The 24,105-nt window shown below is 42.7% G+C and carries 24 protein-coding genes; 19 read left to right on the forward strand and 5 right to left on the reverse strand.

Annotated features, from left to right (window positions below):
• Positions 1 to 47 precede the first annotated feature (47 nt).
• From EL241_RS02100 to EL241_RS02140, 9 genes are all read left to right on the forward strand, one after another.
• Positions 48 to 1,310 carry an extracellular solute-binding protein gene (locus EL241_RS02100; RefSeq protein ID WP_036108313.1) on the forward strand — a complete coding sequence of 421 codons (1,263 nt, stop codon included), beginning with the start codon at positions 48 to 50 and terminating at the stop codon, positions 1,308 to 1,310.
• 73 nt (positions 1,311 to 1,383) lie between these two features.
• Entirely contained in the window at positions 1,384 to 2,676 is a 1,293-nt protein-coding gene (locus tag EL241_RS02105) for a carbohydrate ABC transporter permease (protein WP_036108309.1), read from the forward strand.
• Positions 2,677 to 2,679: 3 nt separating this feature from the next.
• Positions 2,680 to 3,528 carry a sugar ABC transporter permease gene (locus tag EL241_RS02110; RefSeq protein ID WP_036108305.1) on the forward strand — a complete coding sequence of 283 codons (849 nt, stop codon included), beginning with the start codon at positions 2,680 to 2,682 and terminating at the stop codon, positions 3,526 to 3,528.
• Between the two features lie 21 nt (positions 3,529 to 3,549).
• Positions 3,550 to 4,365 carry a hypothetical protein gene (locus EL241_RS02115; RefSeq protein ID WP_036108301.1) on the forward strand — a complete coding sequence of 272 codons (816 nt, stop codon included), beginning with the start codon at positions 3,550 to 3,552 and terminating at the stop codon, positions 4,363 to 4,365.
• A complete protein-coding gene (locus EL241_RS02120) occupies positions 4,346 to 6,640 on the forward strand; it encodes a maltose phosphorylase MdxK (protein ID WP_036108298.1) in 2,295 nt (764 codons plus the stop codon). Before EL241_RS02115 ends, EL241_RS02120 begins: the two co-directional genes overlap by 20 nt.
• 1 nt (position 6,641) lies before the next feature.
• Positions 6,642 to 8,267, forward strand: a complete 1,626-nt coding sequence (locus EL241_RS02125) for a glycoside hydrolase family 13 protein (protein ID WP_126320308.1) — start codon at positions 6,642 to 6,644, stop codon at positions 8,265 to 8,267.
• 14 nt (positions 8,268 to 8,281) lie between these two features.
• A complete protein-coding gene (pgmB, locus tag EL241_RS02130) occupies positions 8,282 to 8,932 on the forward strand; it encodes a beta-phosphoglucomutase (RefSeq protein WP_036108295.1) in 651 nt (216 codons plus the stop codon).
• 145 nt (positions 8,933 to 9,077) lie between these two features.
• Positions 9,078 to 9,779: an ABC transporter ATP-binding protein gene (locus EL241_RS02135; protein ID WP_003757530.1), complete on the forward strand. Its 702-nt coding sequence runs from the start codon at positions 9,078 to 9,080 to the stop codon at positions 9,777 to 9,779.
• 13 nt (positions 9,780 to 9,792) lie between these two features.
• Positions 9,793 to 13,224, forward strand: coding sequence for an FtsX-like permease family protein (locus tag EL241_RS02140; RefSeq protein ID WP_126320309.1), 3,432 nt, complete (start codon positions 9,793 to 9,795; stop codon positions 13,222 to 13,224).
• 62 nt (positions 13,225 to 13,286) lie between these two features.
• On the opposite strand, the gene EL241_RS02145 is transcribed toward EL241_RS02140, so the two are convergent.
• Entirely contained in the window at positions 13,287 to 14,303 is a 1,017-nt protein-coding gene (locus tag EL241_RS02145) for an alpha/beta hydrolase (protein ID WP_036108292.1), read from the reverse strand.
• Between the two features lie 187 nt (positions 14,304 to 14,490).
• On the opposite strand from EL241_RS02145, the gene EL241_RS13600 reads away from it, so the two are divergent.
• Genes EL241_RS13600 through EL241_RS02160 form a run of 5 tightly spaced genes read left to right on the forward strand, consistent with a single transcriptional unit; the run spans position 14,491 to position 16,039 of the window.
• The gene (locus EL241_RS13600) at positions 14,491 to 14,658 is read left to right on the forward strand and encodes a hypothetical protein (protein ID WP_170166136.1); all 168 of its coding nucleotides are present in this window, start codon (positions 14,491 to 14,493) and stop codon (positions 14,656 to 14,658) included.
• Position 14,659: 1 nt separating this feature from the next.
• A complete protein-coding gene (locus EL241_RS02150) occupies positions 14,660 to 14,950 on the forward strand; it encodes a DUF5344 family protein (protein WP_036108289.1) in 291 nt (96 codons plus the stop codon).
• Positions 14,950 to 15,585 (forward strand): hypothetical protein, encoded by a 636-nt coding sequence (locus EL241_RS02155; protein WP_036108285.1) that lies wholly within the window; start codon positions 14,950 to 14,952, stop codon positions 15,583 to 15,585. The genes EL241_RS02150 and EL241_RS02155 overlap by 1 nt, the downstream gene beginning before the upstream one ends.
• Positions 15,582 to 15,755, forward strand: coding sequence for a hypothetical protein (locus tag EL241_RS13605; protein ID WP_159099871.1), 174 nt, complete (start codon positions 15,582 to 15,584; stop codon positions 15,753 to 15,755). The genes EL241_RS02155 and EL241_RS13605 overlap by 4 nt, the downstream gene beginning before the upstream one ends.
• An 8-nt stretch (positions 15,756 to 15,763) precedes the next feature.
• Positions 15,764 to 16,039 carry a hypothetical protein gene (locus EL241_RS02160; RefSeq protein ID WP_036108282.1) on the forward strand — a complete coding sequence of 92 codons (276 nt, stop codon included), beginning with the start codon at positions 15,764 to 15,766 and terminating at the stop codon, positions 16,037 to 16,039.
• 118 nt (positions 16,040 to 16,157) lie between these two features.
• Here the strand turns inward: EL241_RS02160 and EL241_RS02165 are convergent, their stop codons facing one another.
• Complete coding sequence (locus EL241_RS02165) at positions 16,158 to 17,588, reverse strand: aminotransferase-like domain-containing protein (RefSeq protein ID WP_036108279.1); 1,431 nt, start codon at positions 17,586 to 17,588, stop codon at positions 16,158 to 16,160.
• 121 nt (positions 17,589 to 17,709) lie between these two features.
• Here EL241_RS02165 and pdxS point away from each other — a divergent pair, with 121 nt between their 5' ends.
• Together pdxS and pdxT are read left to right on the forward strand one after the other, a co-directional pair.
• On the forward strand, positions 17,710 to 18,597 hold the full coding sequence (pdxS, locus tag EL241_RS02170) for a pyridoxal 5'-phosphate synthase lyase subunit PdxS (RefSeq protein ID WP_036108277.1): 888 nt from the start codon (positions 17,710 to 17,712) through the stop codon (positions 18,595 to 18,597).
• 1 nt (position 18,598) lies between these two features.
• The gene (gene pdxT / locus EL241_RS02175) at positions 18,599 to 19,171 is read left to right on the forward strand and encodes a pyridoxal 5'-phosphate synthase glutaminase subunit PdxT (RefSeq protein ID WP_036108275.1); all 573 of its coding nucleotides are present in this window, start codon (positions 18,599 to 18,601) and stop codon (positions 19,169 to 19,171) included.
• A 396-nt stretch (positions 19,172 to 19,567) separates the two neighbouring features.
• Here the strand turns inward: pdxT and EL241_RS02180 are convergent, their stop codons facing one another.
• On the reverse strand, positions 19,568 to 20,056 hold the full coding sequence (locus tag EL241_RS02180; protein ID WP_036108273.1) for a GNAT family N-acetyltransferase: 489 nt from the start codon (positions 20,054 to 20,056) through the stop codon (positions 19,568 to 19,570).
• Between the two features lie 22 nt (positions 20,057 to 20,078).
• The gene (locus EL241_RS02185) at positions 20,079 to 21,425 is read right to left on the reverse strand and encodes an MATE family efflux transporter (protein ID WP_126320310.1); all 1,347 of its coding nucleotides are present in this window, start codon (positions 21,423 to 21,425) and stop codon (positions 20,079 to 20,081) included.
• Between the two features lie 74 nt (positions 21,426 to 21,499).
• Here EL241_RS02185 and EL241_RS02190 point away from each other — a divergent pair, with 74 nt between their 5' ends.
• A complete protein-coding gene (locus EL241_RS02190; protein ID WP_170166137.1) occupies positions 21,500 to 22,264 on the forward strand; it encodes a MerR family DNA-binding transcriptional regulator in 765 nt (254 codons plus the stop codon).
• A gap of 33 nt (positions 22,265 to 22,297) precedes the next feature.
• On the opposite strand, the gene EL241_RS02195 is transcribed toward EL241_RS02190, so the two are convergent.
• The gene (locus EL241_RS02195; protein ID WP_126320312.1) at positions 22,298 to 22,675 is read right to left on the reverse strand and encodes a hypothetical protein; all 378 of its coding nucleotides are present in this window, start codon (positions 22,673 to 22,675) and stop codon (positions 22,298 to 22,300) included.
• A gap of 260 nt (positions 22,676 to 22,935) precedes the next feature.
• Here EL241_RS02195 and EL241_RS02200 point away from each other — a divergent pair, with 260 nt between their 5' ends.
• Positions 22,936 to 23,427 (forward strand): AAA family ATPase, encoded by a 492-nt coding sequence (locus EL241_RS02200; protein ID WP_036108267.1) that lies wholly within the window; start codon positions 22,936 to 22,938, stop codon positions 23,425 to 23,427.
• Positions 23,428 to 23,502: 75 nt separating this feature from the next.
• Positions 23,503 to 24,054, forward strand: a complete 552-nt coding sequence (locus tag EL241_RS02205) for a TetR/AcrR family transcriptional regulator (protein ID WP_036108264.1) — start codon at positions 23,503 to 23,505, stop codon at positions 24,052 to 24,054.
• The last annotated feature ends 51 nt before the right edge of the window (positions 24,055 to 24,105 follow it).

The raw sequence follows: 24,105 nt of genomic DNA on the forward strand, positions 1-24,105 counted from the left end.
AACAGCGAAATAATAAAATGCGTAAACACTAAAGAGGAGGAAAGAAGATGAAGAAAAGTCAAAGAGTCAAACGTGTGCTTGGCAGCGTATTATTAGCAGGGGCTTTAATCGGGTTATCAGCATGTGGGACGCAAGGCTCAGGGGGAAGTAAGGAAGACAGCAAAGTATTAACGATTTCTGTTGATAAAGGTTATGAAAAGTACGTCAATGCCATCAAAGGTGATTTTGAAAAGAAAAACGACGTCAAGATAAAAGTAGTAAAAAAAGATATGTTCGATCAGCTAGATGCACTTTCTTTAGATGGCCCAGCCGGAAAAGCGCCTGATGTGATGATGGCAGCTTACGACCGGATCGGCTCGTTGGGACAACAAGGGCAATTGGCAGAAGTGAAATTGGGTAACAAAGCGGACTACGATAAAACCGATGAAAAACAAGTAACGGTCAAAGGCAAGATCTACGGTGAGCCGGCTGTTATCGAAACGCTTGTCCTTTATTACAATAAAGAGCTTCTGAAAAAAGCACCAACGACTTTCAAAGAATTGGAAGCGTTATCTAAAGATCCTAAATACGACTATAAAAGCGAGCCTGGCAAAAATGTCGGTTTCTTAGCAAAATGGACGGACTTTTACTACAGCTACGGCCTGTTAGCAGGTTATGGCGGTTATGTATTCGGTGATAACGGCACGAATCCAAAGGACATCGGTTTGAACAACAAAGGTTCGATCGAAGGCATCACCTATGCGACGAAGTGGTTCCAAGATGTATGGCCAAAGGGAATGCAAGATTCTACATCTAATGACAACTTCATCACAGACTTATTTACAAAAGGCAAAACAGCGGCGATCATCAACGGACCTTGGGCAGCACAAACTTTCAAAAATGCCAAAATCAATTATGGGGTAACAGAAATTCCAACACTTGTGAACGGAAAGAAATATGAATCATTCGGCGGCGGAAAAGGCTGGGTGGTCAGCAGCTACTCAAAAAACAAACCAGTTGCACAAAAATGGCTGGATTATGTAACAAATACGAAAAATCAGGAAAAATTCTATGACATGACCAACGAAGTACCAGCTAATCAAACCGCAAGAGAAGCAGCAAAATCGAAAAACGATGAATTGACGAAAGCAGTGGTCGACCAATATGCAAATGCACATCCAACTCCAAACATCCCGGAAATGGCTGAAGTATGGACTGGCGCTGAGAACTTGATGTTCGACGCTGGTTCTGGTAAAAAATCACCGGAAAAATCTGCTAATGATGCGGTAAAAGTCATCAAAGATGCTATTCAGCAAAAATACAGTAAATAAAAAAGAATAAATGATCGACAGGGAGCTAACACAGTCTCTGTCGACCTATTTTAGGAATGAGGAGCGACGAGTAATGGGGGAACATAAAAAGTCTATAAAAAAAGCAATGCTGCTGTCGATCATACCTGGACTTGGACAATTTTATAACCAGCAGAAGCTAAAAGGGATCTTGTTCCTTGCAGTTTTCTTAGCTTTTGTAGTTGAAATGGCAGTACGGGGAATTAGTTCGCTACAAGGATTGATCACGCTTGGTGTAACACCGGTACTCGATAATTCCATGTTCCTGATGATCGAAGGGACATTGCAGCTGCTGATCACCATTATTTTTATTGGTTTTTACTTCATAAATATCCGTGATGCGAAAATCGTCGCCTTGCACTGGAATCAAGGCAGAGAAATCAATCAAAGTGCTAAAGCGATCTTACGCAATGTGCTGGACGGTGGCTTTCCATATCTGCTGACGCTCCCAGCCTACGTATTGATGATCTTTATCATTGTTTTTCCAGTTTTAGTGACCGTGTTTATTGCCTTCACAAACTATGATTTCTACCACATCCCGCCGGCTGGATTGATCGACTGGGTAGGGGTGAAAAACTTTTTCAATATTTTCTTTTTGAGCTCTTATCGGGCAACTTTTTCATCCGTATTTATTTGGACGGTGATCTGGACACTTTGCGCAACAACACTGCAGATCATTTTGGGGATCGCGACAGCAGTTATTGCCAATCAATCATTTATCAAAGGAAAACGGTTCTTCGGTGTTGTTTTCCTTTTGCCATGGGCAGTTCCAGCATTTATCAGTATCCTAAGCTTTTCCAATATCTTCAATGACAGTGCCGGTGCGATCAATACGCAAGTCATCCCACTTCTGAACCATCTCCCATTTGTAGATATCCCAAGTATCGCTTGGAAAACCGATCCATTTTGGACGAAAACAGCAATTATCATGATTCAAGGCTGGTTAGGGTTCCCCTATATTTATGTAATGGTTACTGGGATCTTGCAGTCGATCCCGCATGAACTTTATGAAGCAGCGAAAATCGATGGTGCAAATGCTTGGAATCGGTTCCGGAAAATCACTTTTCCAATGGTGATGTTCGTGGCAGCACCAATCTTTATTACGCAATATACTGGTAACTTCAATAACTTTTCGATGATCTATCTATTTAATAAAGGCGGTCCGGGAAGTGTTGGCGGCGGTGCTGGTTCAACGGATATCCTGATCTCATGGATCTTCAAACTGACAACAGGAAGCTCGCCGCAATATTCGGTGGCTGCTGCGGTAACGTTATTGATCTCGATCATCGTTATTGCGATATCGCTACTTATTTTCCGAAAATCAAACGCATTTAAGGTGGGGGATTAAACAATGAAAAAAATGAGTTCTGTCAAACACAGTAAGTTTTGGACACGATTCTTTACTTATTTTTATATGATCGTCTTATCGATCGTGATTCTATACCCCATTTTAATCACGATCAATTCGGCGTTTAAAGTAGGGAACGTTACAGCATTCGCACTTGACTTTTCCAGCAAATGGACCCTTTCCAATTTTGGTCGTTTGTTCCAAGAGACCCTTTATGGCAAATGGTACTTCAATACATTGGTCATTGCGATCTTTACGATGGTCATCCAAGTGGCAGTCATTACGCTGGCAGGATATACATTCAGCCGCTATCGCTTTGTCGGGCGCAAAAAAAGCCTGCTGTTTTTCTTAGTGATCCAAATGGTGCCAACAATGGCAGCACTTACAGCTTTTTATGTCATGGCACTTTTATTGAACGCATTAGATCACTTCTGGTTCTTGACTGCGATCTACATCGGCGGGGGAATTCCGATGAATACCTGGCTGATGAAAGGCTACTTTGATACAGTGCCGATCGATCTTGATGAATCTGCAAAACTGGACGGTGCAGGTCATTTCCGGATCTTCTACCAAATCGTCTTGCCATTAGTACGGCCGATGATCGCAGTGCAGGCGCTCTGGGCATTTATGGGTCCATTTGGTGATTATATGCTGGCGAAATTCCTGCTGCGTTCCGAAACACGTTATACCGTGGCTGTTGGGCTGCAGACTTTTATCAGTGATGCGAAAAATCCGCAAGTGGTACTTTTTTCGGCAGGCGCAATCTTGATCGCCGTACCGATCTCGATTTTATTCTTCCTGCTGCAAAAACATTTTGTATCAGGACTGATCGCCGGCGGGACGAAGGGTTAAGACAAGAGAGGAGCAAGCAGAATGAAACGAACCGATCCATATTTATTTCGCTATCTGGGCACGACTTTTTCGTCGCGCCGGATATTTGAAAACAGACAGGGTGCCAACTTTTTTCAAATTATCCTGACAATACTGGCTTGCACAGCGCTGCTTGCCATGCCGCTCGCTCTGACCATTGCGAAACAAAACGTCTCGCTAAAAACCTATATGCCAAATTGGGTGCAGGAAGCGAAGGCGCAAAAAGAAATCTCTCTAACAGCGCCACACCGCAGCAATTCCTTTTTCTTCACACCAACTGGGAAAGCAGGAAAAACATACAATGGTGAAAATCAGTTGGTAATGCTGCCGAATGACCGCGTATTTTTGAAAGATAAGAACGGCTACTCGCTGACACTCCAACTGCCACATAAGCAATCGACAACTTTTCAAGCACTTGTAAAAAGTGCAATGTCCAGCTGGGAGAAACAATATAAACCACTTTTAACGGGAGGAAAGATCCTGCTTACAAACGGTATGTTATTGATCAGTAATGTTTTCATTTTATTGTTGGGAGCCTTGATCCTTTTTGCAACGAGAAAAACCGGCTTCACGACGATTCAATCTTTTCGAGAGTCCATCCAACTGATGCTAAATGCGCTAGGAAGTGCTAGTTTGATCGGCATGATAATCGGATTTCTAACGGGAGATATCGCCCTCGTACTACTGATCCAATCGGGAGCATGGATGATTCTATTATTACTGAGCTTTCTGCAGACCCGATTCAATGATAATGAGGCATCGAAAAATTTAAAGAAACAGAAAAAAGGAGCGTTTACTCATGATAAAGCGACTGTTTGAAGTCCATCCATGGAAAATCCGTACGCACCTTTTAGACCAGAAAAACAAGCGATTGCAAGAGAGCTTGACGTCAATCGGTAACGGCTATATGGGAATGCGCGGAAATTTTGAAGAACAATATTCGGGAGATACCCACCAGGGAACTTATATTGCTGGTGTTTGGTATCCGGATAAAACAAGAGTTGGCTGGTGGAAAAACGGCTACCCGGATTATTTCGGGAAAGTGATCAATGCCACCAATTTTATCGGCGTCGATATCTACGTCAATGACCGGATGATCGATTTGGCAAAAATAGAAACGGAAGCATTCGAACTCGAACTAGATATGAGCAATGGAGTGTTGACCCGCCGCTTTACGATAACGCAGAAACAAGCAAAAGTACGTTTTACATTTAAACGGTTCGTCAGCATCGTGGATCGGGAACTCGCAATCGTTCATGTAGAGACCGAAGTGCTGGAAGGCATTGCTGCGATTCAATTAGTACCGAAGATCGATGGCAATGTGACCAATGAAGACAGCAATTACGATGAAATGTTCTGGGAAGAACGCCATCGTTTTTCCGGTCAGCAAAGCGGTCTAACAGTCAGAACGATCCCAAATGATTTCTCGATCCCGCAGTTCAGCGTCACCACAGTAATGGAAAATCAAGCGACACAAGTGGAGGAACTACTCCGCGGAGAGAGCACTTTATTAGTAGAGGAAGAAATCGCTTTTTCTTTGGAAGCTGGTGAAACAGCGGAACTGACGAAATATGTTGCCGTGGTAACGAGCCGTGATATCCCGGAAGAAGCGCAGACCGAAAAAGCAGTCCAACTGCTGCGCGCTTTTACTGAGATGGATTTCGAAACACATTTGGAAAGACAAACAACGGCTTGGCGGGAACGCTGGGAACAAGCAGATGTCGTGATCGACGGCGATGAAGAAGCACAGCAAGGGATCCGCTTTAATATTTTTCAACTGTTTTCGACTTATTATGGTGAAGACGACCGCTTGAATGTCGGTCCTAAAGGTTTTACAGGCGAGAAATATGGCGGCGCAACTTATTGGGATACAGAAGCCTACATTATTCCCATGTACTTAGCGTTGACGGATGAAGCCGTTACCGAAAAACTACTTCAATATCGTTATAAACAGCTTCCTGAAGCGTTTCACAATGCTGGTAAGCAAGGCCTCCAAGGAGCTCTTTACCCAATGGTGACTTTTACCGGTGTAGAGTGCCATAACGAGTGGGAGATCACTTTTGAAGAAATTCACCGCAACGGTTCGATTGCTTATGCGATCTATAATTATACGAACTACACAGGCAATGAGCAGTATTTGCTGGAAAAAGGGGTGGATGTGTTAGTAGGGATTGCCCGCTTCTGGGCAGACCGCGTTCATTATTCCGCAACTAAAAAACAATATATGATTCATGGCGTAACTGGACCGAATGAATATGAAAATAACGTCAATAACAATTGGTACACAAACTTGATCGCCCAATGGGAACTTCGTTATACGTTGGAAACATTGACCAAAGTAAGTAAAGCGAAACAAGTGGAATTAGAAGTTTCCGATGAAGAAAAAAACAAATGGGCAGAAATCGCGACGCATATGTACTTGCCATTCGATGATAAACGGCAGATCTTCGTCCAACACGATACTTTTTTAGACAAAGATCTAACGCCAGTCGCTGATTTAGATAAACACGAACTACCGCTAAACCAGAACTGGTCTTGGGACAAGATCCTCCGCTCATGCTATATCAAGCAGGCAGACGTTTTACAAGGATTATATTATTTCAATGATCAATACAGCTTGGCGGAAAAACGTCGAAATTTCGATTTTTACGAGCCGCTGACAGTCCATGAATCTTCGCTTTCCCCTTCCATCCATGCCATCTTGGCTGCAGAGATCGGTGAGAAAGAAAAAGCGGTGGAACTTTATAGCAGAACAGCACGTCTTGATTTGGACAATTATAATAATGATACGGAAGATGGACTGCATATCACTTCCATGAGCGGAAGCTGGCTGGCGATCGCCCAAGGATTTGCGGGAATGCGGACAGCAAACGGTAAACTTAGCTTTGCACCGTTCAGCCCAGAAAATTGGAAGTCGTACCGCTTCAAAATGAATTACCGCGGAAGACTGCTGGAAATCGCCGTAGATGCAGAAAACATAGCAATTCGTTTATTGAAAGGATCAGCAATCGAGCTACTTGTTTACGGGGGAAACTATACCGTTACAGATACTCTGATATTAGCCGTTCAAGAAAGGCAGAAAAGCGAGGTATAAAATGAATAAAAAATGGTGGCAGGAAACAGTCATTTATCAAATTTACCCACGCAGTTTTTATGATAGTAACCAAGATGGTGTGGGAGATCTGCAAGGAATCATTCGGAAACTGCCGTACTTGGAGAAATTGGGGATCGGAGCAATCTGGCTTAGTCCAGTTTGTGCTTCTCCCAATGACGACAACGGCTACGATATCAGCGATTACCAAGCGATCGCACCGGAATACGGCACCATGGCAGATATGGACGCATTGATCGCCGAAGCAAAGCAGCACGGCATCGCGATCATCATGGATCTCGTCGTCAATCATACCTCCGATGAACATCCTTGGTTCCAGGAAGCCAAAAAAAGTAAAGATAATCCTTACCGCGATTATTATATCTGGCGCCCTAATCACGGCAAATTACCAAACGGACTGCGTTCGACATTCAGCGGATCCGCTTGGGAATTAGACGAAACGACCAACGAGTATTATCTGCACCTTTTTAGTAAAAAACAACCGGACCTTAATTGGGAAAATCCAAAAGTACGCGAAGAGATCTACCGGATGATGAATTTTTGGCTGGAAAAAGGGATCGGCGGTTTCCGCATGGATGTGATCGATTTGATCGGGAAACAGCCCGACAAGGAAATCACTGCCAACGGTCCTCTGTTGCACACGTATTTACAAGAAATGAACCGCGAGACATTCGGCAAATATAATGTGCTGACAGTTGGTGAAACATGGGGCGTTACTCCAAGCGGGGCTTTGCTTTATACGAATCCGGATCGTGAAGAGTTGTCGATGGTCTTTCAATTTGAACACGCTGCCCTGGATGAGCAACCCGATAAACAGAAGTGGGACTTGCAAGAATGGGACTTTCTCAAATTAAAACAAATCTTCAGCAAATGGCAGACCAAACTAGACGAACGCGGCTGGAACAGTTTGTTTTGGAATAATCACGATCTCCCGCGCGTCGTTTCCAGACTTGGCAACGATTCAGAAAAATACCGCGAAGTCAGTGCAAAAATGCTGGCAACGATTTTGCATTTGCAAAAAGGCACCCCTTATATCTACCAAGGAGAAGAAATCGGCCTGACGAATACGGCCATAAATGCGATCGAAGAAGCCGATGACATCGAATCTCACAACATGTACCGTGAGCGCTTGGCGGCAGGATATACAGAAGCAGAGATTCTCCACGCTATCAACGCTAAGGGCCGAGACAATGCCCGCCGGCCGATTCCGTGGAATGACAGCAAAAACGGCGGTTTCACAGACGGTTCACCATGGCTAGCACTTAATCCGCGTTATGATGTCATCAATGTGGAAAATGCCCTGCAAGATCCGAATTCCCTCTTTTATCATTATCAAAAACTGGTCCAACTGCGCAAAGAAAATGAATTGATCGTCTGGGGAAGCTATCAAGAACTCCTGCCAGAACATCCCGCGATCTATGCCTATTTGCGTACTAACAAGCAGGAAACGTGGCTAATACTGGCTAATTTTTATGAAGCCGAAACGACCGCCGAGTTGGCCGGATACACTGCGGAAAAGATCATTTTGAGCAACTATCCGGATAGCAAAATCTCTTTACATGAAGTAACACTGCGTCCTTATGAAGCAGTCGTTTATAAATTGAAATAAAGGAGCAGAAGCCTGTGGGAAAGCAAATTTATCAAGGTGCTATTTTTGACTTAGATGGCGTATTAGTAGATACTGCCAAATATCATTTCTTGGCGTGGCAAGCGCTCGCCGAAGAGTTGGAGATCCCCTTTTCCGAGCATGACAACGAGCGGCTGAAAGGTGTTTCACGAATGGCTTCGCTGGAAATCCTGCTTTCGCTGGGAAACAACCCGACATACTCTGTGTCCGAAAAAGAAGCCTTTGCAGCTCTGAAAAATGAACGTTATGTCGCGTATATTTCCGAAATGGATGCTTCAGAGATCTTGACTGGGGTGAAGCCGACATTAGAAAACCTGCGAGAGCAAGGAATCAGAATAGCATTGGGGTCAGCAAGCAAAAATGCACCACTGATCTTGGAGCGAACTGGCTTGCTGCGCTATTTCGATGAACTAGTCGACGGGAATGATGTAGCGAAAGCGAAACCCGACCCGGAGGTGTTTCTGCGTGGAGCCGAAAAAATGGGACTGCCGCCGGAAACGTGTGTCGTCTTTGAAGATTCCGAAGCAGGATGCAGCGCCGCCAAAGCAGCAGGAATGTATGCAGTCGGTATTGGCAAGGCAGCAAACCTGCCGTCTGCAGATGAACATTTAGCTTCTTTGGAGGCTTTTAGTTGGAAGGAAATATAAAAAAGTCACTGCCTGATTCCTCAGGCAGTGACTTTTTCGTTTCACATAAAAACCAAGTCCTAAATAATTTCCAGAAACTATTTTTTGAAAGTCATTTCTATAGTAAGATAGAGAGTGGGGAAGATGGAAAAAAGGAGTACGATAAATGACTTATGTAGAGATGAAAGAAGTATCAAAATTTTATCAAATGGGCGAAAATACAGTTACTGCCAATGATAAGATTACATTTCAGATCCACGAAGGCGAGTTTGTTGTCATTGTAGGTCCCTCGGGAGCAGGGAAATCCACAGTGCTGAATATTCTTGGTGGAATGGATACATGTGATGCGGGAGAAGTAAAAGTAGATGGTTCAGATATCGCAGCATTAAGTGCGCGTAATCTAACCAGTTATCGGCGCAATGATGTCGGTTTTGTCTTTCAATTTTATAATTTAGTCCCGAATTTGACAGCAAAAGAAAATGTAGAATTAGCGGCACAGATCTCGCCGAATGCACTTGATGCGGAAGAAGTGCTGCGAAGTGTTGGTCTGGGGCATCGGCTCGATAACTTTCCAGCACAATTATCGGGCGGCGAACAGCAGCGGGTAGCGATTGCCCGCGCTTTGGCGAAATCCCCCAAATTACTGTTGTGTGATGAGCCCACTGGCGCGCTGGATTACGAAACGGGAAAAGCGATCTTGAAATTGCTTCAAGATACCTGCCGGAAGACCGGAACGACCGTTATCGTGATCACTCATAATACAGCGATCAAGCCGATTGCCGATCGGATCATTGAGATCAATGATGCCAAAGTACGGAAAATACGCGAAAATGAGTCCCCTGTTTCAATCGACGAAATAGAGTGGTAGAAGGGAGAAAGAATTGAAGCGAACGGCATTATGGAAAGACATCTGCAGAGAGATATGGCACTCCAAAAGCCGCTTTATTTCTATCTTTCTTTTAATCATGCTTGGCGTAGCTTTTTTCTCCGGATTAAAAGCTACCGGTCCAGACATGCTTTTAACAGCTGATACGTATTTTAAGAAATACCAATTAGCACACTTTTCGGTCCAATCTACTTACGGGCTTGATGAGACCGACAAAAAAGCAATCCAAGCAGCTGATGATGTAAAGCATGTAGAAATGGGTTATAGCGCAGATGTACTCTTGAAAAATAGCAACCTAGTCACAAAAGTTTTCTCAGTCACAAATGATACAAAACTCAATCAATACCAAGCCATAGCTGGCCGCTTGCCAGACAAGAGCGGGGAGATCGCGCTAGACAGTAAATCAAAAATGAGGAAGCACTATAAACTGGGCGATCGCGTGACATTCGTCGATAGCGATGGTAGCAAACTAACAAAAAAATTCCGAACAGCCACATATACGATCGTCGGTTTTGTAAAAACACCGATGTATATCCAAAAAGGCGAGCGCGGCAGTAGTACGATCGGAACGGGTCAAACAGATGCTTTCGCCGTCGTACCAAAGGAAGACTTCGATCTACCAGTCTACACACAAATGAATGTCACTTTTAAGCAGCTTGCCAAAACAAACGCTTACAGTGAATCCTATAAAACACAGTCGCGTCAGGCGAAAGAAGCAGTCAAGAACGCCTTGCAAGATCAACCTAAAGCAAGGCTTGCCAAAATAAAAGCTAACGCACAGAAAAAAATCGACGCCGGTAAGAAAGAACTACGGCAAGCCCGCCAAAAATTGACGAAAAACCAAGCCAAACTTGATGCTGCAAAGGCGAAGCTAGCAGATGCTAGGGCAAAATACGAGCATGGAAAAACCGAACTCGCTAATCGTTCCGCGGCTGCACAAGCCAAACTCACACAAGCCGGTCGCGATCTGCAAGCAGCGAAAGCCAAGCTCGCGCGTGCAAAAGCCAAGATTGCTTCCGGCGAAGAGCAGCTAAGTCAGGCGGAAGAAGAGCTGAAATCAGGCAAAGAAGTATGGCAGCAAGCGAAAAAACAAGTAGTACAAGTCAAATCAGCTGTAAAAACAGCTAGAAACCTACTTCAGCAAGCAAAAAAACAAAACAACATCGCAGATCTTTCCCATGATAGAAATGGCATTAAAAAGGAGATCACAAGTACGATCGAAGAAATGGATCTCGCAAAAGAAGAAAAACGAACATTGAAACAAGCACTTTCCGAATATGAAGGTGAACTGGATGACTTTTTGAAGCAGACAGATAACGCTGATGTAAGTGACAAAGATGTCCAGCAAGGCCTTAAATTTTTGCTAGCGCGTTTAAATCAGGCTGACCGCTATTTGGATCAGATGGAAAGAGAATTAGCAAAAGAAAAGCGCCGGATCGACCAAGGCGAAAAGACACTTTCTCAAAAGAAAGCGGCATTAGCGAGTGCCAAAACTGCTTATGCGAACGGACAACACGATTATCAAGCAGGCTTGGCAAAATGGAACGCTGGGAAGCAAGCGTATCAGCGTGAAAAAGCAGCAGGTGAAGCGAAATTAGCTGCCGCTCTAAAAGAAATCACAGCGGGTGAAGCAAATTACCAAACTAAATTGGCTTTGTTCCATAAAGAACGAGCAAAAGCGGAGAAACGCTTGGCCAAAGCAGAAAAAGATTTACAGATCGAACAAGAACGGCTGGATGCGCTTAAAAAACCTCATTATTTTGTACTTGATCGCAACACAAATCCAGGCTACAGCGAGTATCAAGAAAATGCCGATCGGCTGTCTTCGATGTCAACGATCTTTCCCATCTTCTTTTTCCTGATTGCCGCCCTTGTCTGTCTAACGACAATGACGCGGATGATCGAGGAGCAGCGGACACAGATCGGAACCTTGAAGGCATTAGGATACACTAACGGCAGCATTATCTTGAAATATCTGGTATACGGCTCACTAGCAAGTGTTTTCGGCGGCATTGCTGGAATCATCATTGGGTTTCAAGTGTTTCCGTCAATCATTTTCAATGCTTATAAAACCATGTACACGATGCCGGATATCACACTCGGTATCTATTGGGGAATCATTGCGATCTCCCTACTCGTTGCGATCGCCTGCACGACGCTGACTGCCTTCATTGCCTGTCGCGCAGAATTGCGAGCAAATGCTTCTGTATTGATGCGGCCGCGGGCACCGAAGAGTGGCAAACGAATCTTACTGGAACGCGTGACGTTTCTCTGGAGACGAATGAACTTTACCAGCAAGGTCACCGCACGAAATCTATTTCGCTATAAACAGCGCATGCTGATGACAGTGCTTGGCGTGGCAGGATGTACAGCACTGATCTTAACAGGATTTGGTCTACGCGACTCGATCAGCAATATTGCGGATCGCCAGTACGGCGACATCATGCGTTATGACGCCGCCATCAACCTGGATGAAACAGCGCCGAAAACTGCTAGAGCCACGTACAGATCGCTTATGCAAGATACTACTATTTCCAGTCGTCTGGAAGTTTCGCAAAATAATCTGGACGCTGTGAAAAATGGAACACGTCCACAAAACGTGTCGGTGATCGTACCAAAACGAATGGATGAGTTCGCAGACTTTATCGTCCTTCGTGATCGTGTGACACATAAACGGGAAAGCATTCCTGATAACGGTGCAGTTTTAAACGAAAAATTGGCACGTCTCTATCACGTGAAAGCAGGCGATCACTTGACTGTCCGCGATGGTAGTCACACAGAATATAAAATAAAAGTCACCGCCATAACAGAAAATTACGCCTTTCATTATTTATATATGAAACCAGCGTATTACGAAAAAATCTTTTCCAAAAAGCCTGTCTACAATCTGGATCTACTTCATTTGAAGGATACCTCCAGTTCATGGCAGAATGCTTACGCAGAAAAACTTGTTGACAGTAAAGCGGTGCTAAACGTCACATATTCTAATACCGTCAGCTCCTTACTCGACAATACGCTGGATAGTTTGGACGTGGTCATTGTGGTATTGATCGCATCCGCAGCACTGCTCGCTTTTGTTGTTCTTTACAATTTGACGAATATCAATATTTCCGAGCGCGTCCGCGAACTTTCAACGATTAAAGTGCTCGGCTTCTATCCTAAAGAAGTCACGATGTATGTGTATCGGGAAAATATCATCTTAACGTTGATGGGAATCTTCGTCGGCTTCTTTGCAGGAGCATTCCTGCACCGCTTTGTTATTACGACCGCCGAAGTTGACCAGATGATGTTCAGTCCATCGATCGGCTGGTTAAGTTATCTATATTCCGCGCTTTTAACGCTTCTGTTTGCAGCCGTGGTCATGATCGTCATGCATATTAAGCTGAAACGAATTGATATGATCGAAGCGCTGAAATCGGTAGAGTGACCGAAAAAAGAACTTTTACTTCTTGATAATAGAAGTAAAAGTTCTTTTTTAGCACCAAGCTGCTATTTTTTATACCTATTCACAAACTGCAATGTTTCCTGATAACATTTCTTAGCTTCTTTGGTCGCATAATCAAATTGATATTCATGGGTTATTTCCTTGTTGGCTGAGGTATAAAATAACTGCGCCACTGGAACATCAAGTTTTTTCAATCGGTCTGCTAAAGCATGCCCTTGTTCTTGGAAGGAGTAGGTATTGCCGTCGGTGATATAAGTTGGCGGAAAATCTTTATTTACATGCGCCACTAGACTTGCTTCCTGCAGTTTATCGCTTTCTTTCCAATCTTTTGTTCCGATCAGCGACCATGCAACGGTGGTAACAAAAAATTTCATAAATTTGCTGTTGGAATGCTGCAAGGCAGTTTGTTTTAAATCGACAGGACCACAGTAGGAAATAGTACCTTTGATATGTCCTCTCGGGATCGACTGCTTCATATCCATCTGTTTCGCATAGCTGTCATTTGTTTGAATCGTGGCATATTGCAAGGCGATCTGAGAGCCGGCGCTATCACCACCGAAGAAAATACGGCTCAAATCCAGCCGAGTATCTTTCGCTTTGTTCTTCAGTAATGTTTGGATCAATTCATCTACCTGATGGACTTGATTTGGATACTGGGAGGCGGGAGCATGCTCATAATTCATTGCTACAACAGCAACTTTAGCATCCGAAGCTATTCGAGTCGCATATTCTCGCATCCCCGATTTATCGCCACCGACATACCCGCCGCCATGCAGCCAGATTATGACGGGTACCGGTTTTTTGACATTTTTCGGATAATAAACATCATACTCATTTTGCTTGAATTTAGAAAGATACTTGCGATTCGATTCCACAATAATGTTTTTCTTCGCTTGCTTATAGATTGGCTTATCCTTGATCTGGACTTCTGCTGCAAACATACGATTGATGATCAGTGCGCCTGGTCTTGGCGATACTTGAAAAGCGATGAAGATCAATAACACAAGTCCCAGTAAGATTCCAATCACCCAAGCGGAGATTTTCCATAACTTTCTTTTCATTTTTTTCCTCGCTTATTAAATAAGACTTATTATAGCACAATTTTGTTAGATATTTCTTCTTCTATATAAATTCTCGTCTTTCTTTTATAAAATTTGTTATACTGTGATAGAACAGACAACAAGGAGATGAACACATGGGAGTTACAAAACACAGCTAAAAAGCACCATAAATGCAAGAAGGGCAGTATTGGAAGAAGCAAAGTCTGCTGTGGGTCGAAGGCGTAAGCAATTAGTCGACGAAAACCACAGAGAAATCGATACCTTGGAAAATATACTGATAAATATCGAAAGCGTATTAGGAAGCATGATCTCCCTTTGCAACGAGAAAGCAGCGCAATTAAGGGAGGACTTCTGATATGGCGCAAGAGATCAAATGGACAGCAGGAGAAGTCCTGCAAGAATTAAAACGTGCCGAACATGCCCTAGATACTTTTCAAACCAAAATGAAACAGATAGAAAAAATACTCACTAAAGTAGAACACATGAAATCCCCTGACTTTATCGTACGTTATACCGAAGTCCAGCGTGAGATGGAGAAGACGATCCATACGTGGAGCTTAAATCGTTTACAGAAAGATATCCAAACAAGTAAGAAAACCGTGCAGAGCGTGATCCAACAAGACAAACAACTAGGCGGTGGAAAATAGTGGAATTTAAAGTTATTATGGGAGAAATGGAAGAAGCGGTTCGAGCGCTTTATAAAATGAAACAGTCCCTAAAAACATTGGATAGTTCACTAGCAAAATTACAGCGAGAGATCCAACAACAAGACGGGAAACTAGCGAAGGCAATGAATATTGCATATGGCGGTCATCGTGACACGGTCGACCGGGAAACGGTTGCGGTGGAAAAACTTTTTACATATTTATCGAGTTACATGGAAGATTTTCGTAGTATTGACGGCGAGATCTATCCGAATCGACCGAGTATCATTAATCCAAGCTATTTACGAAACGTGGCAAAATCAGAGGAGCAAGCGCTGCACGACCTTAGTTATAGCGTGTTCGCTTCTCATGCGCCACCCAGAAGTATGTTTTCGATTTTAGATGATAAACCGGATATGAAAGCCAATCAGACGCATAATAAACAGATGCTGGAAGATTTAGATAGGGAACTCAAACAGAAAATAAGAAAGTTACAGGATTTGGAAGGGCATGAACTTGCCAAGATTGCCAAGAAAATGGAACAACTACTACAAATGGAGCAGCGCCATGCTTCCCGAATTGAAAAAGATTATCGGAATTATGATAGAAAAAAGCAAGGCAAATCGGAGCAGGCATGAAAGTCACGGCAACCAGTATTTTAGATGTGTTTTTCCATCCTATTAAAACGGTAAAAGGATTAGGAAGCCTAGCGACTTCTTTTCTAGCTGATCCATTAGAAACAACAAAGTTAGTGACGTATCAAAGCATGTTAGAACCTTATGAACAAGGGGTTATACCAATGCCGTAACAGGCGTGATGGGTGTTATCGGGGTAGCAGGTGGAATAAATCGACTTGCGAGATTGAAGAAGTTTGGCTCAATCAAGAGTGCGAAGGATTTCTTTAAAAGAAATAAAGCGAAGAAGATCCCAGAGCCGAATACGAAGAAAATCAATGAATTTATTTCAGGAACGAAGGCATTTGAAGAGGTTTTGGATGAGTATGTGGCTGTGTATGCGAGTAGGATTCATAGTAATCAACGATGGAACTGGAAAAGTTTCGATGGATATACTCCTTATAAAGAAACAACATAGGGAAAAAATTAAACAACGATCAGAAGAATTAGGGTATATTCCTAAAATTAAGATAGACAGTGCTAGAATCTGCGAATACGATTCTAGTTGGAATAGACCTGCATCAGTATGGAGAAAACTAATTACTATCCAAGATATCTTTCAAGATCACCGCCGCTTGCTCGGCGGTTTTTTCTGTTATTCTGGCAAAGGTCAAGCGAACAGCGGGAGCCTTTTCTCCAAAAGTCGTACTTGGCATCACAAGCAGTTTTTTATCGAGAAAAAAGGGGAACAAACTTTTTCGCATCGTTGCTACAGGAAGTTTGACATATAAATGGAAGCCACCTTCAGGAACAAGATAATCAAGTTTGCCCGGTAAGTGACGCTCTAACGCCGCAATCAGCAGATCGCGCCTTTTGAGCAGTTCGATCCGTAAAAAGTCTAAATGCTGCTGGAACGAATCGGTTTGCAAGACATAATTGGCCAAGATCTGCGGGAAAATACTTAATCCAAAGTCCATTTCCTGACGCGCTTCTGCCAGCCGGTTGACAACAGCAGGAGGTCCGTCCAGCCAGCCGATTCGAGTGTTGGAGCCCATTACTTTGGAAAGTGAACCGATGTAAAGTACATTATCCGGGTCCAGCTTTTTAAGTGGTGTGACCGCTTGGTCCGAATAATCAAGGAGAGGACCAAAAGGATCATCTTCCACAATCGGTATTTTAAGTGCAGCACAACATTCAATCAGTTGCGCCCGGCGCTTATCTGGCATAAGCAGACCGGTCGGGTTTTGAAAAGTCGGATTTACAAAAACCATTTTGATACGGTGTTTGCGATACAATTTTTCTAGATCTGAAATGATCACACCATCTTCATCCATCGGTAGCGCAAAAATGCGCAGTCCTGCTGATTGGAAAAGGGAAAGCGAATAAAAATAAGAAGGCGACTCGATCGCGATCGCATCGCCGGGAGCAAGTAGACATTGTGTAATCAGAAAAATGGCCTGCTGAGCGCCCGAGGTTATCAAAATCTGATCAGCATTCGTTTTGATACCAGCTGCTGCGGCCATTTGCTTTTGGATCGTGTGGCGCAGTGGTGAATACCCGAGTATATCGTGTTGCGATTCTTCTGCTAAAAAAGATTGCCAGGAAAGACTAGGCGTTTCGATTTGCGGCATCAGCTCCACAGGCAATTCTCCAGTTGCAAGGTCGATCGCTTGTTTTGAATCATGAAGTGCAAGCGCATGTACATCTCGAATATAAGGATCTTCGGCATGAAAACCGCCCTGGTCGACATAGTGCCGCCAATTGGTTTTCCCCGTAGTGAGTACCCCCCATTTTTCTTCATTTACATGTGTACCGCTTCCTTGCGTCCGAACCAATTTCCCACTTGCTGCCAGTTCGTCGAGTGCCCGCACGATCGTTGAGCGATTGACCCCAAGCAACTGTGCTAGCTTTCTTTCCGCCGGCAGTTTTTCCCCCGGCAATAGTTCGCCATTTTCGATTTTTCTCTCAATCAACTGGATGATCTGCCCGTAAAGCGGCAAGTCCGATTTTGACTCTAAATGCCACATGTCTTTACTCCTTTGAAAATTGGATGGTAAAAACAACATCCAATTGGCTGTTTTGGTAAATTATTTTCTAGCATATCATAGAGAGATAAAGAATACAAATCACGAACTGGAGGAGTTTAATTTGGAAAAAACAACTGGAACAGAGCGAGTAAAACGAGGAATGGCGCAAATGCAAAAAGGCGGGGTTATCATGGACGTCATCAACGCCGAACAAGCGAAAATCGCTGAAGAAGCAGGAGCTGTAGCCGTTATGGCGCTGGAACGCGTACCCTCTGATATCCGCGCAGCCGGTGGCGTTGCAAGAATGGCTGATCCACGTATCGTAGAAGAAGTAATGAACGCCGTATCGATCCCGGTTATGGCTAAAGCACGTATCGGCCACATTACCGAAGCACGTATCCTAGAAGCAATGGGCGTCGACTATATCGATGAAAGCGAAGTTCTGACCCCAGCAGACGAAGAATATCATCTGCTTAAAAGCAATTTCACCGTGCCATTTGTATGCGGCTGTCGTGATTTAGGAGAAGCATTGCGCCGAATTGGCGAGGGAGCTGCAATGTTGCGAACAAAGGGCGAACCGGGAACGGGAAATATCGTGGAAGCAGTTAGACATATGCGCCGCGTGAATAGCCAAATCAGCCAGATCAAAGGCATGAACGACGATGAATTGATGACAGCAGCCAAAAATCTAGGCGCACCATATGAATTGATCAAGGAAATCAAAACACTTGGCAAGCTGCCAGTGGTCAATTTTGCAGCAGGCGGCGTTGCGACACCAGCTGATGCAGCTTTAATGATGGAACTTGGCGCTGACGGCGTATTCGTTGGTTCAGGGATCTTCAAATCGGATAATCCAGCTAAATTCGCAAACGCGATCGTTCAAGCAACCACTTATTATGATGATTATGAACTGATCGGAAATCTATCTAAAGAACTTGGCGCAGCCATGAAAGGAATCGAAATCAGCCATTTATCACCAGAAGAACGCATGCAAGAACGGGGCTGGTAAAATGAAAAAAATTGGTGTATTAGCATTGCAGGGTGCTATAAGCGAACATGTAGAAATGATTCGTAAAACCGGTAATAGCCCGGTAACTGTGAAGAAACCCGAACAACTAAATGAACTAGCGGGATTGATAATCCCCGGCGGCGAAAGTACGGCCATTCGTAAACTCATTCTGCGCTACGATTTTATGGAACCTTTAAAAGCTTTCCATAAAGCCGGAAAAGGCATCTTCGGAACTTGCGCTGGGATGGTTCTCTCGGCAACTGCGATCGAAGGCGGCGAAGAAAGTCTGGGATTTAGCCACTATACCTCCATGCGCAATGGCTTTGGCAGACAAAAGGACAGCTTTGAAGCCGATCTTGCCATAGACGCCTTAGGAAAAGAACCATTTCGAGCTGTATTCATTCGAGCACCTTATCTGCTTGAGCCGGGGGAAGAAGTAGAAGTGTTAGCGCATGTAGATGGTAAAATCGTTGCAGCACGTGAGGGCAATGTGCTAGTGACAGCTTTTCATCCAGAGTTGACGGAGGATGAGCGGTTGATGCAGTATTTTGTAGATGTGTGTTGTGAGGGATAAAAAAGGAAAAGCTAATGCATAAAACTAGGTTTGTTTTATGCATCAGCTTCTTTTTTTAATAATATAATAAAAGAAAAGCAAATCCGGGATGAGGGATAAAACATGACAAAATCATTTGGTTGGCTGCAGTAGTAGCGATTATCCTGAGGGCGGTTGCAATGATCTACAAGCAGCACAGAGTACAAAAAGCAGAGTTCGCGCCAAACCCAAAAAGCATGCCGAAGAACGTGATGCATTTCCCGGAGGTACATGACTTTATACTATTCAAGAAGAAAAATTATACATGTGCAGTCTTTGGATTTAAAAAGAGAGCGATGCGTTAACGTAGCTCTCATGTAAACATCTTTTAAGCTAGTGCAGCCTTATAAACTGGCTTTACGTTATTAGCACCTGTTTTCAAACATCATAATAATAAGCAAACTGATAATCATCCACCCATTCTCCATCGATCCAAAACTCCAAGCGATAATGCGCTTCTTCCGTAAACCCCAAATGCTTGTAAAAAGCGATGGCATTTGGATTAGTCCCCATTACTCGCATGGATATTTTTTTGATTCCTGCCGGTTTGCCTTGTCGCAACAGCGCCTCGATCAGTAGTCTGCCTACTCCCTTACCTTGTGCCTTAGGTGCCACGCTCATACCGAACTGCCAATGATGCTTTTGCACGCTTAGTCGTCCGGCTGGAGAAAAGACCAAGGAACCAAGGATTTCATCATTGTCATCGCGAGCCACTAACACATCTTTAGCAAGCAGTCCTGCTTTATAAGAATCGTATCCAACATCCTTTATCAAAAAAGGGGCTTCTTTTAAGGTCATCGCCGCATTTTCAATTACCCAGAGGGCTGGTATATCTACTTCGTTTAAAGTTGTAATAAGAATTTTCATCATAAATACTCCTTTACTCGTTTTAGTTTTCTGTCAGCGTCTGCTTTTCGTTTTGATGCAGCAATCGATATAAGAAATACAGCGATAGTAAAAAAGAAACAATGCGGGCTGCTAATTCCCCGATTGGGAAAGCATAGGTACCGATAAGCATGATCAATCCATACGTAGAAATGATCCGGATGGCTAAATCGCCGATATTGCAGATCAGATATTCTCTCATCTCCATAGCACTTCGCAAAATACTTTCGTTCATAAATTTAAAAACTGTTAAGAAAGAAATAGGAACCGCTATTTGCATATAAAGATTGAAAAAGTCATAGCCTTCTGGATTATCTGCAATTTTGAAGAAGAATTGACAGAACGTTTTCGAAAAGAGTAACAGCACAGCTGATGAAAGCAGTGTAAAGCCGATAGAGATTTTAGTAATGAAGCTATAGCCTGCCTTGAGCTCTTTATATCTGTTTTGAACTAACATTTGAGCAGAGAAAAAGGAAAATGCATGGGAAAAGCCAGACACAACAACCCTGCTTAAATTGACGACTCTCGTAACAGCCAGGTAGCCAATGATAATCTCATAGCCGAACGGATTAACAAATGATTGTAGAAGAAGGGAAGCTAAAGTAATTACGAATTGTTGAAAAATAGAAGGTAGCCCATTAATGGCAACCGATTTTAATAAAGAAAAATCGATTGGCGCCTTCCACCTGAAAAACGAATTGGATTGAAGTTTTTTATAGAGAAAGAATATGCTGACAGTCATAAAGATAATTTGAGCGACGACGGTACTTACTGCACTACCAGCTACTCCCATTCCTAGGACGCCCACACTCAGCAAATTGAAAAGCAGGTTTAAGACGGAAGATGCCAATACCATGTAAAAGCTATGCTTAGCATAACCTAAACAGGTTAATATCGCCCGTGACAATATATATAAGTAGATGAAAGGGAGCCCTAATAAATAAATAGAACAATATAGTTTGGTTGAAGCGAGCAAATCAGCGGGGACTCGTATCCATTCCAGCGTAAACGGCATAATAAATAGTCCAAGTAAAGCCAATAGCCCCCCTAGAGAAACCCCCAATTTCATTATAGTGATCGTTCCTTCAGCAATTTTTTTTTCATTTTTCTCGCCTATGAATCTTGAAAAAATGACTGAAACTGCCAGTTCGATCCCGCCGCAAATAAAGATGAAAAGCAGCATGATATTCCCAGCATTACCCACAGAAGCAAGAGCTTTTCCTCCTAAAAACTGTCCGACAATAATCATGTCGACCACATTGTAAAGCTGTTCGGTTATCAGACTAAAAATAATTGGCAGAGAAAAGAAAAATAAATTTTTGCGTATTGTATTATTAGATAGAAAATCCATCTTGTATTCACCTCCTTGTACCGTTATACTAGTTATAAAGTATAACCTAGGGTTATGGTCAAGGGGTGAAAAAGGTGAAAATAGAATATACGACTGGGGATTTTGCCAGACTTTGTAATATTACAAAAAAAACGCTCTTTCATTATGATAAGATCGATCTTTTAAAACCGACCAGAGTAGATGAAAATGGCTACCGCTATTATACGCTATATCAATTTGACGTAGTCAGTGCTATTAAACTTTATCAAACAATCGGTTTGTCTTTAAAAGAAATCGCCGCCCTTTTCCGGGATCAGGAGACGGCAGACAAAGAAGAAATACTCACGAATCAAAAACAAGCAATTCAAGAAAAAATCACAGAATTACAGCGAATCTATGCTGGTATTGAGTTTATGAGTGAACGCTTCGCTGTGTTCAAAGCTAAAGGACCAAATGTGCTTTTTCATGAACAACTGGTAAAAGACGAATACTATCAAGTTCTGCCAAGACAAGCGTTGCCATCTGACTCTTACAATTTCCTCCATTATGGCTATCAATATGGTCTTTTGTTTGAAAATTGGACGGATGTGGAAAAAGAAGCGGTAACCAAGGCTACAAATTTTTTTCAGCGAGTTGAAAAGAAACGAAGCAATTATGTTAAACCGGCAGGAGAGTATCTCTGTTTATTTAAAATTCTTAAGAATGAAGAAGTTACATCTTGTATACCGGAGTTTATTAAAAATATCCGGCCTTTGGCAACAATCGGTCCCATTTATCACGAGGACTATTGCAGCGAACTTGTCGGTGTGAAAGATCACTTTATTATTAAACTATCTATCCAGCTTAATAAAAAAGCGTAATTTTCCTAGGAAAATTACGCTTTTTGTTAAATCTTATTTATGGACAATATAAGTGATTTTTTTACTGATACGCCCTTCTTTATTGAAAGGATAAACATAGATTTTATCGGGAACAGTTGCCCATTCGGCTGTGAAATGTCCTTTTTTATTAGCTTTTACGACACCTTCACCGAAATTTTTATCAGCTGGCGAGCAGATGTAGAGTTGTTGATTAGCTTTGGCTGTTCCAGTGAATTTCTTTGTTTTCTTATTAAAATGCAGATTTTTCACTGCTTTATTTGTCGTTTTCGTTTTTTTCACGGCAGTTTGTTTCTGCGTTGTGGTAGCAGCAGTAGCCGTATTTTGAAATGCAGTTGGGAGAATAAGGATAGTTGTTAAAAGCGCAACGGCCACGATTTTTAAAGATTTCATAAGTAAAGACCTCCTAAATTTGCTTCTATAGAAAATATAACACGTCTTGATGACAAAGTAAATACATATATTACAAATAAGTTTCAAATATTTATTTATGTTTACGAAAATGAACAAATGAATTAGCTTTTCGTAAATTAACGTATCATAAAGGATGAAACTATTGGGCTTGGAAGGATGCCTCCAAGCTACTTTGTTCATGTTTACCCTGTCTATTTATTTAAAAACATATCTCCTAATTGGAGAAAGGAGTAGAAAGAATGACAGCAAAACTAATTATTATTCGAGGAAATTCCGGCAGCGGTAAAACTACGATCGCAAAAGCATTACAAAAAAATTTAGGAACAGGAGCGTTGCTTCTTTCGCAGGACGTGATTCGGCGGGAGATGCTGGCGGTAAAAGATACAGCCGGCAACGCAAGCATCGAGCTGATTCGTCATTTGGCAGAGTACGGGAGAGCGAACTATGCCTATGTGATTGTGGAGGGGATTCTTGCTAAACACAAATATGGCGACATGCTTCATGAGCTAATCACGCTTTTCAAGGATGAGGCGGCAGTTTATTATTGTGATATTTCTTTTCCAGAAACGGTAAGACGTCACAAGATGAAAGGGAAAGCGGCTGATTTTGGAATCGCAGAACTTGAAAAATGGTGGTTGCCCGCGGATTGGTTGGGGGAAGCGGGAGAAAAGTTCCTTGGAGAAGCACTGACACTAGAGGAATCCGTGGCATTTATACGAGCTGCACTTTAAAAAAGCAAGTTGCTTTCTGTCAATAGACATGTTAAATTATTTATAATGGTCGTTCTATATAAAGGAGAGGATGGAATGAAAAAATCACTGAAAAAGGAAGCACTGATTCAAACAGCCACCTCGTTGTTTTATCAACATGGGTTTCATGCCGTTGGTGTAAAAAATATATTAGAGCAAGCACAAGTCGCTTCGATGACGATGTATTACCATTTTCAATCGAAGGAAGAATTGATCAAAGAAGTGTTAGTTCGCCGAGAAGCGAAGTATCTGCAATTATTAGAAGAGAAAATCGATCGTAAAAATGGCGCCGGACGCTATTTGGATTCGTTGATAAACGCTCATATCGAATGGATCGATCAAGAAGCAGCGAATGGCTGTATGTTTTTACGAGCAAAACAAGAATATTCGGGTGTGAATGAAGAAATCGTTGCTTTATCTACCGATCATAAAAAACGACTTTTGGCCAAAATTGCTGCAGATCAGGCATTTTTTCATGCTTCTTCCTCATTTAGTATAGAGGCAGTGATGATCTTGGAAGGAATAACTTCAATGGCACAAGTACTAGATATAGAAACAGTAAAAGCAACCGCATTGATGCTAGCGAAGAAAATGCAGCTTTCTTCTTAATGGAAGGCTGCATATCATTTTTTAGTTTTATTATAATGAACGTTCTATATA

This window comes from Listeria grayi, from assembly GCF_900638015.1.
GTDB classification, from domain to species: Bacteria; Bacillota; Bacilli; order Lactobacillales; family Listeriaceae; genus Listeria; species Listeria grayi.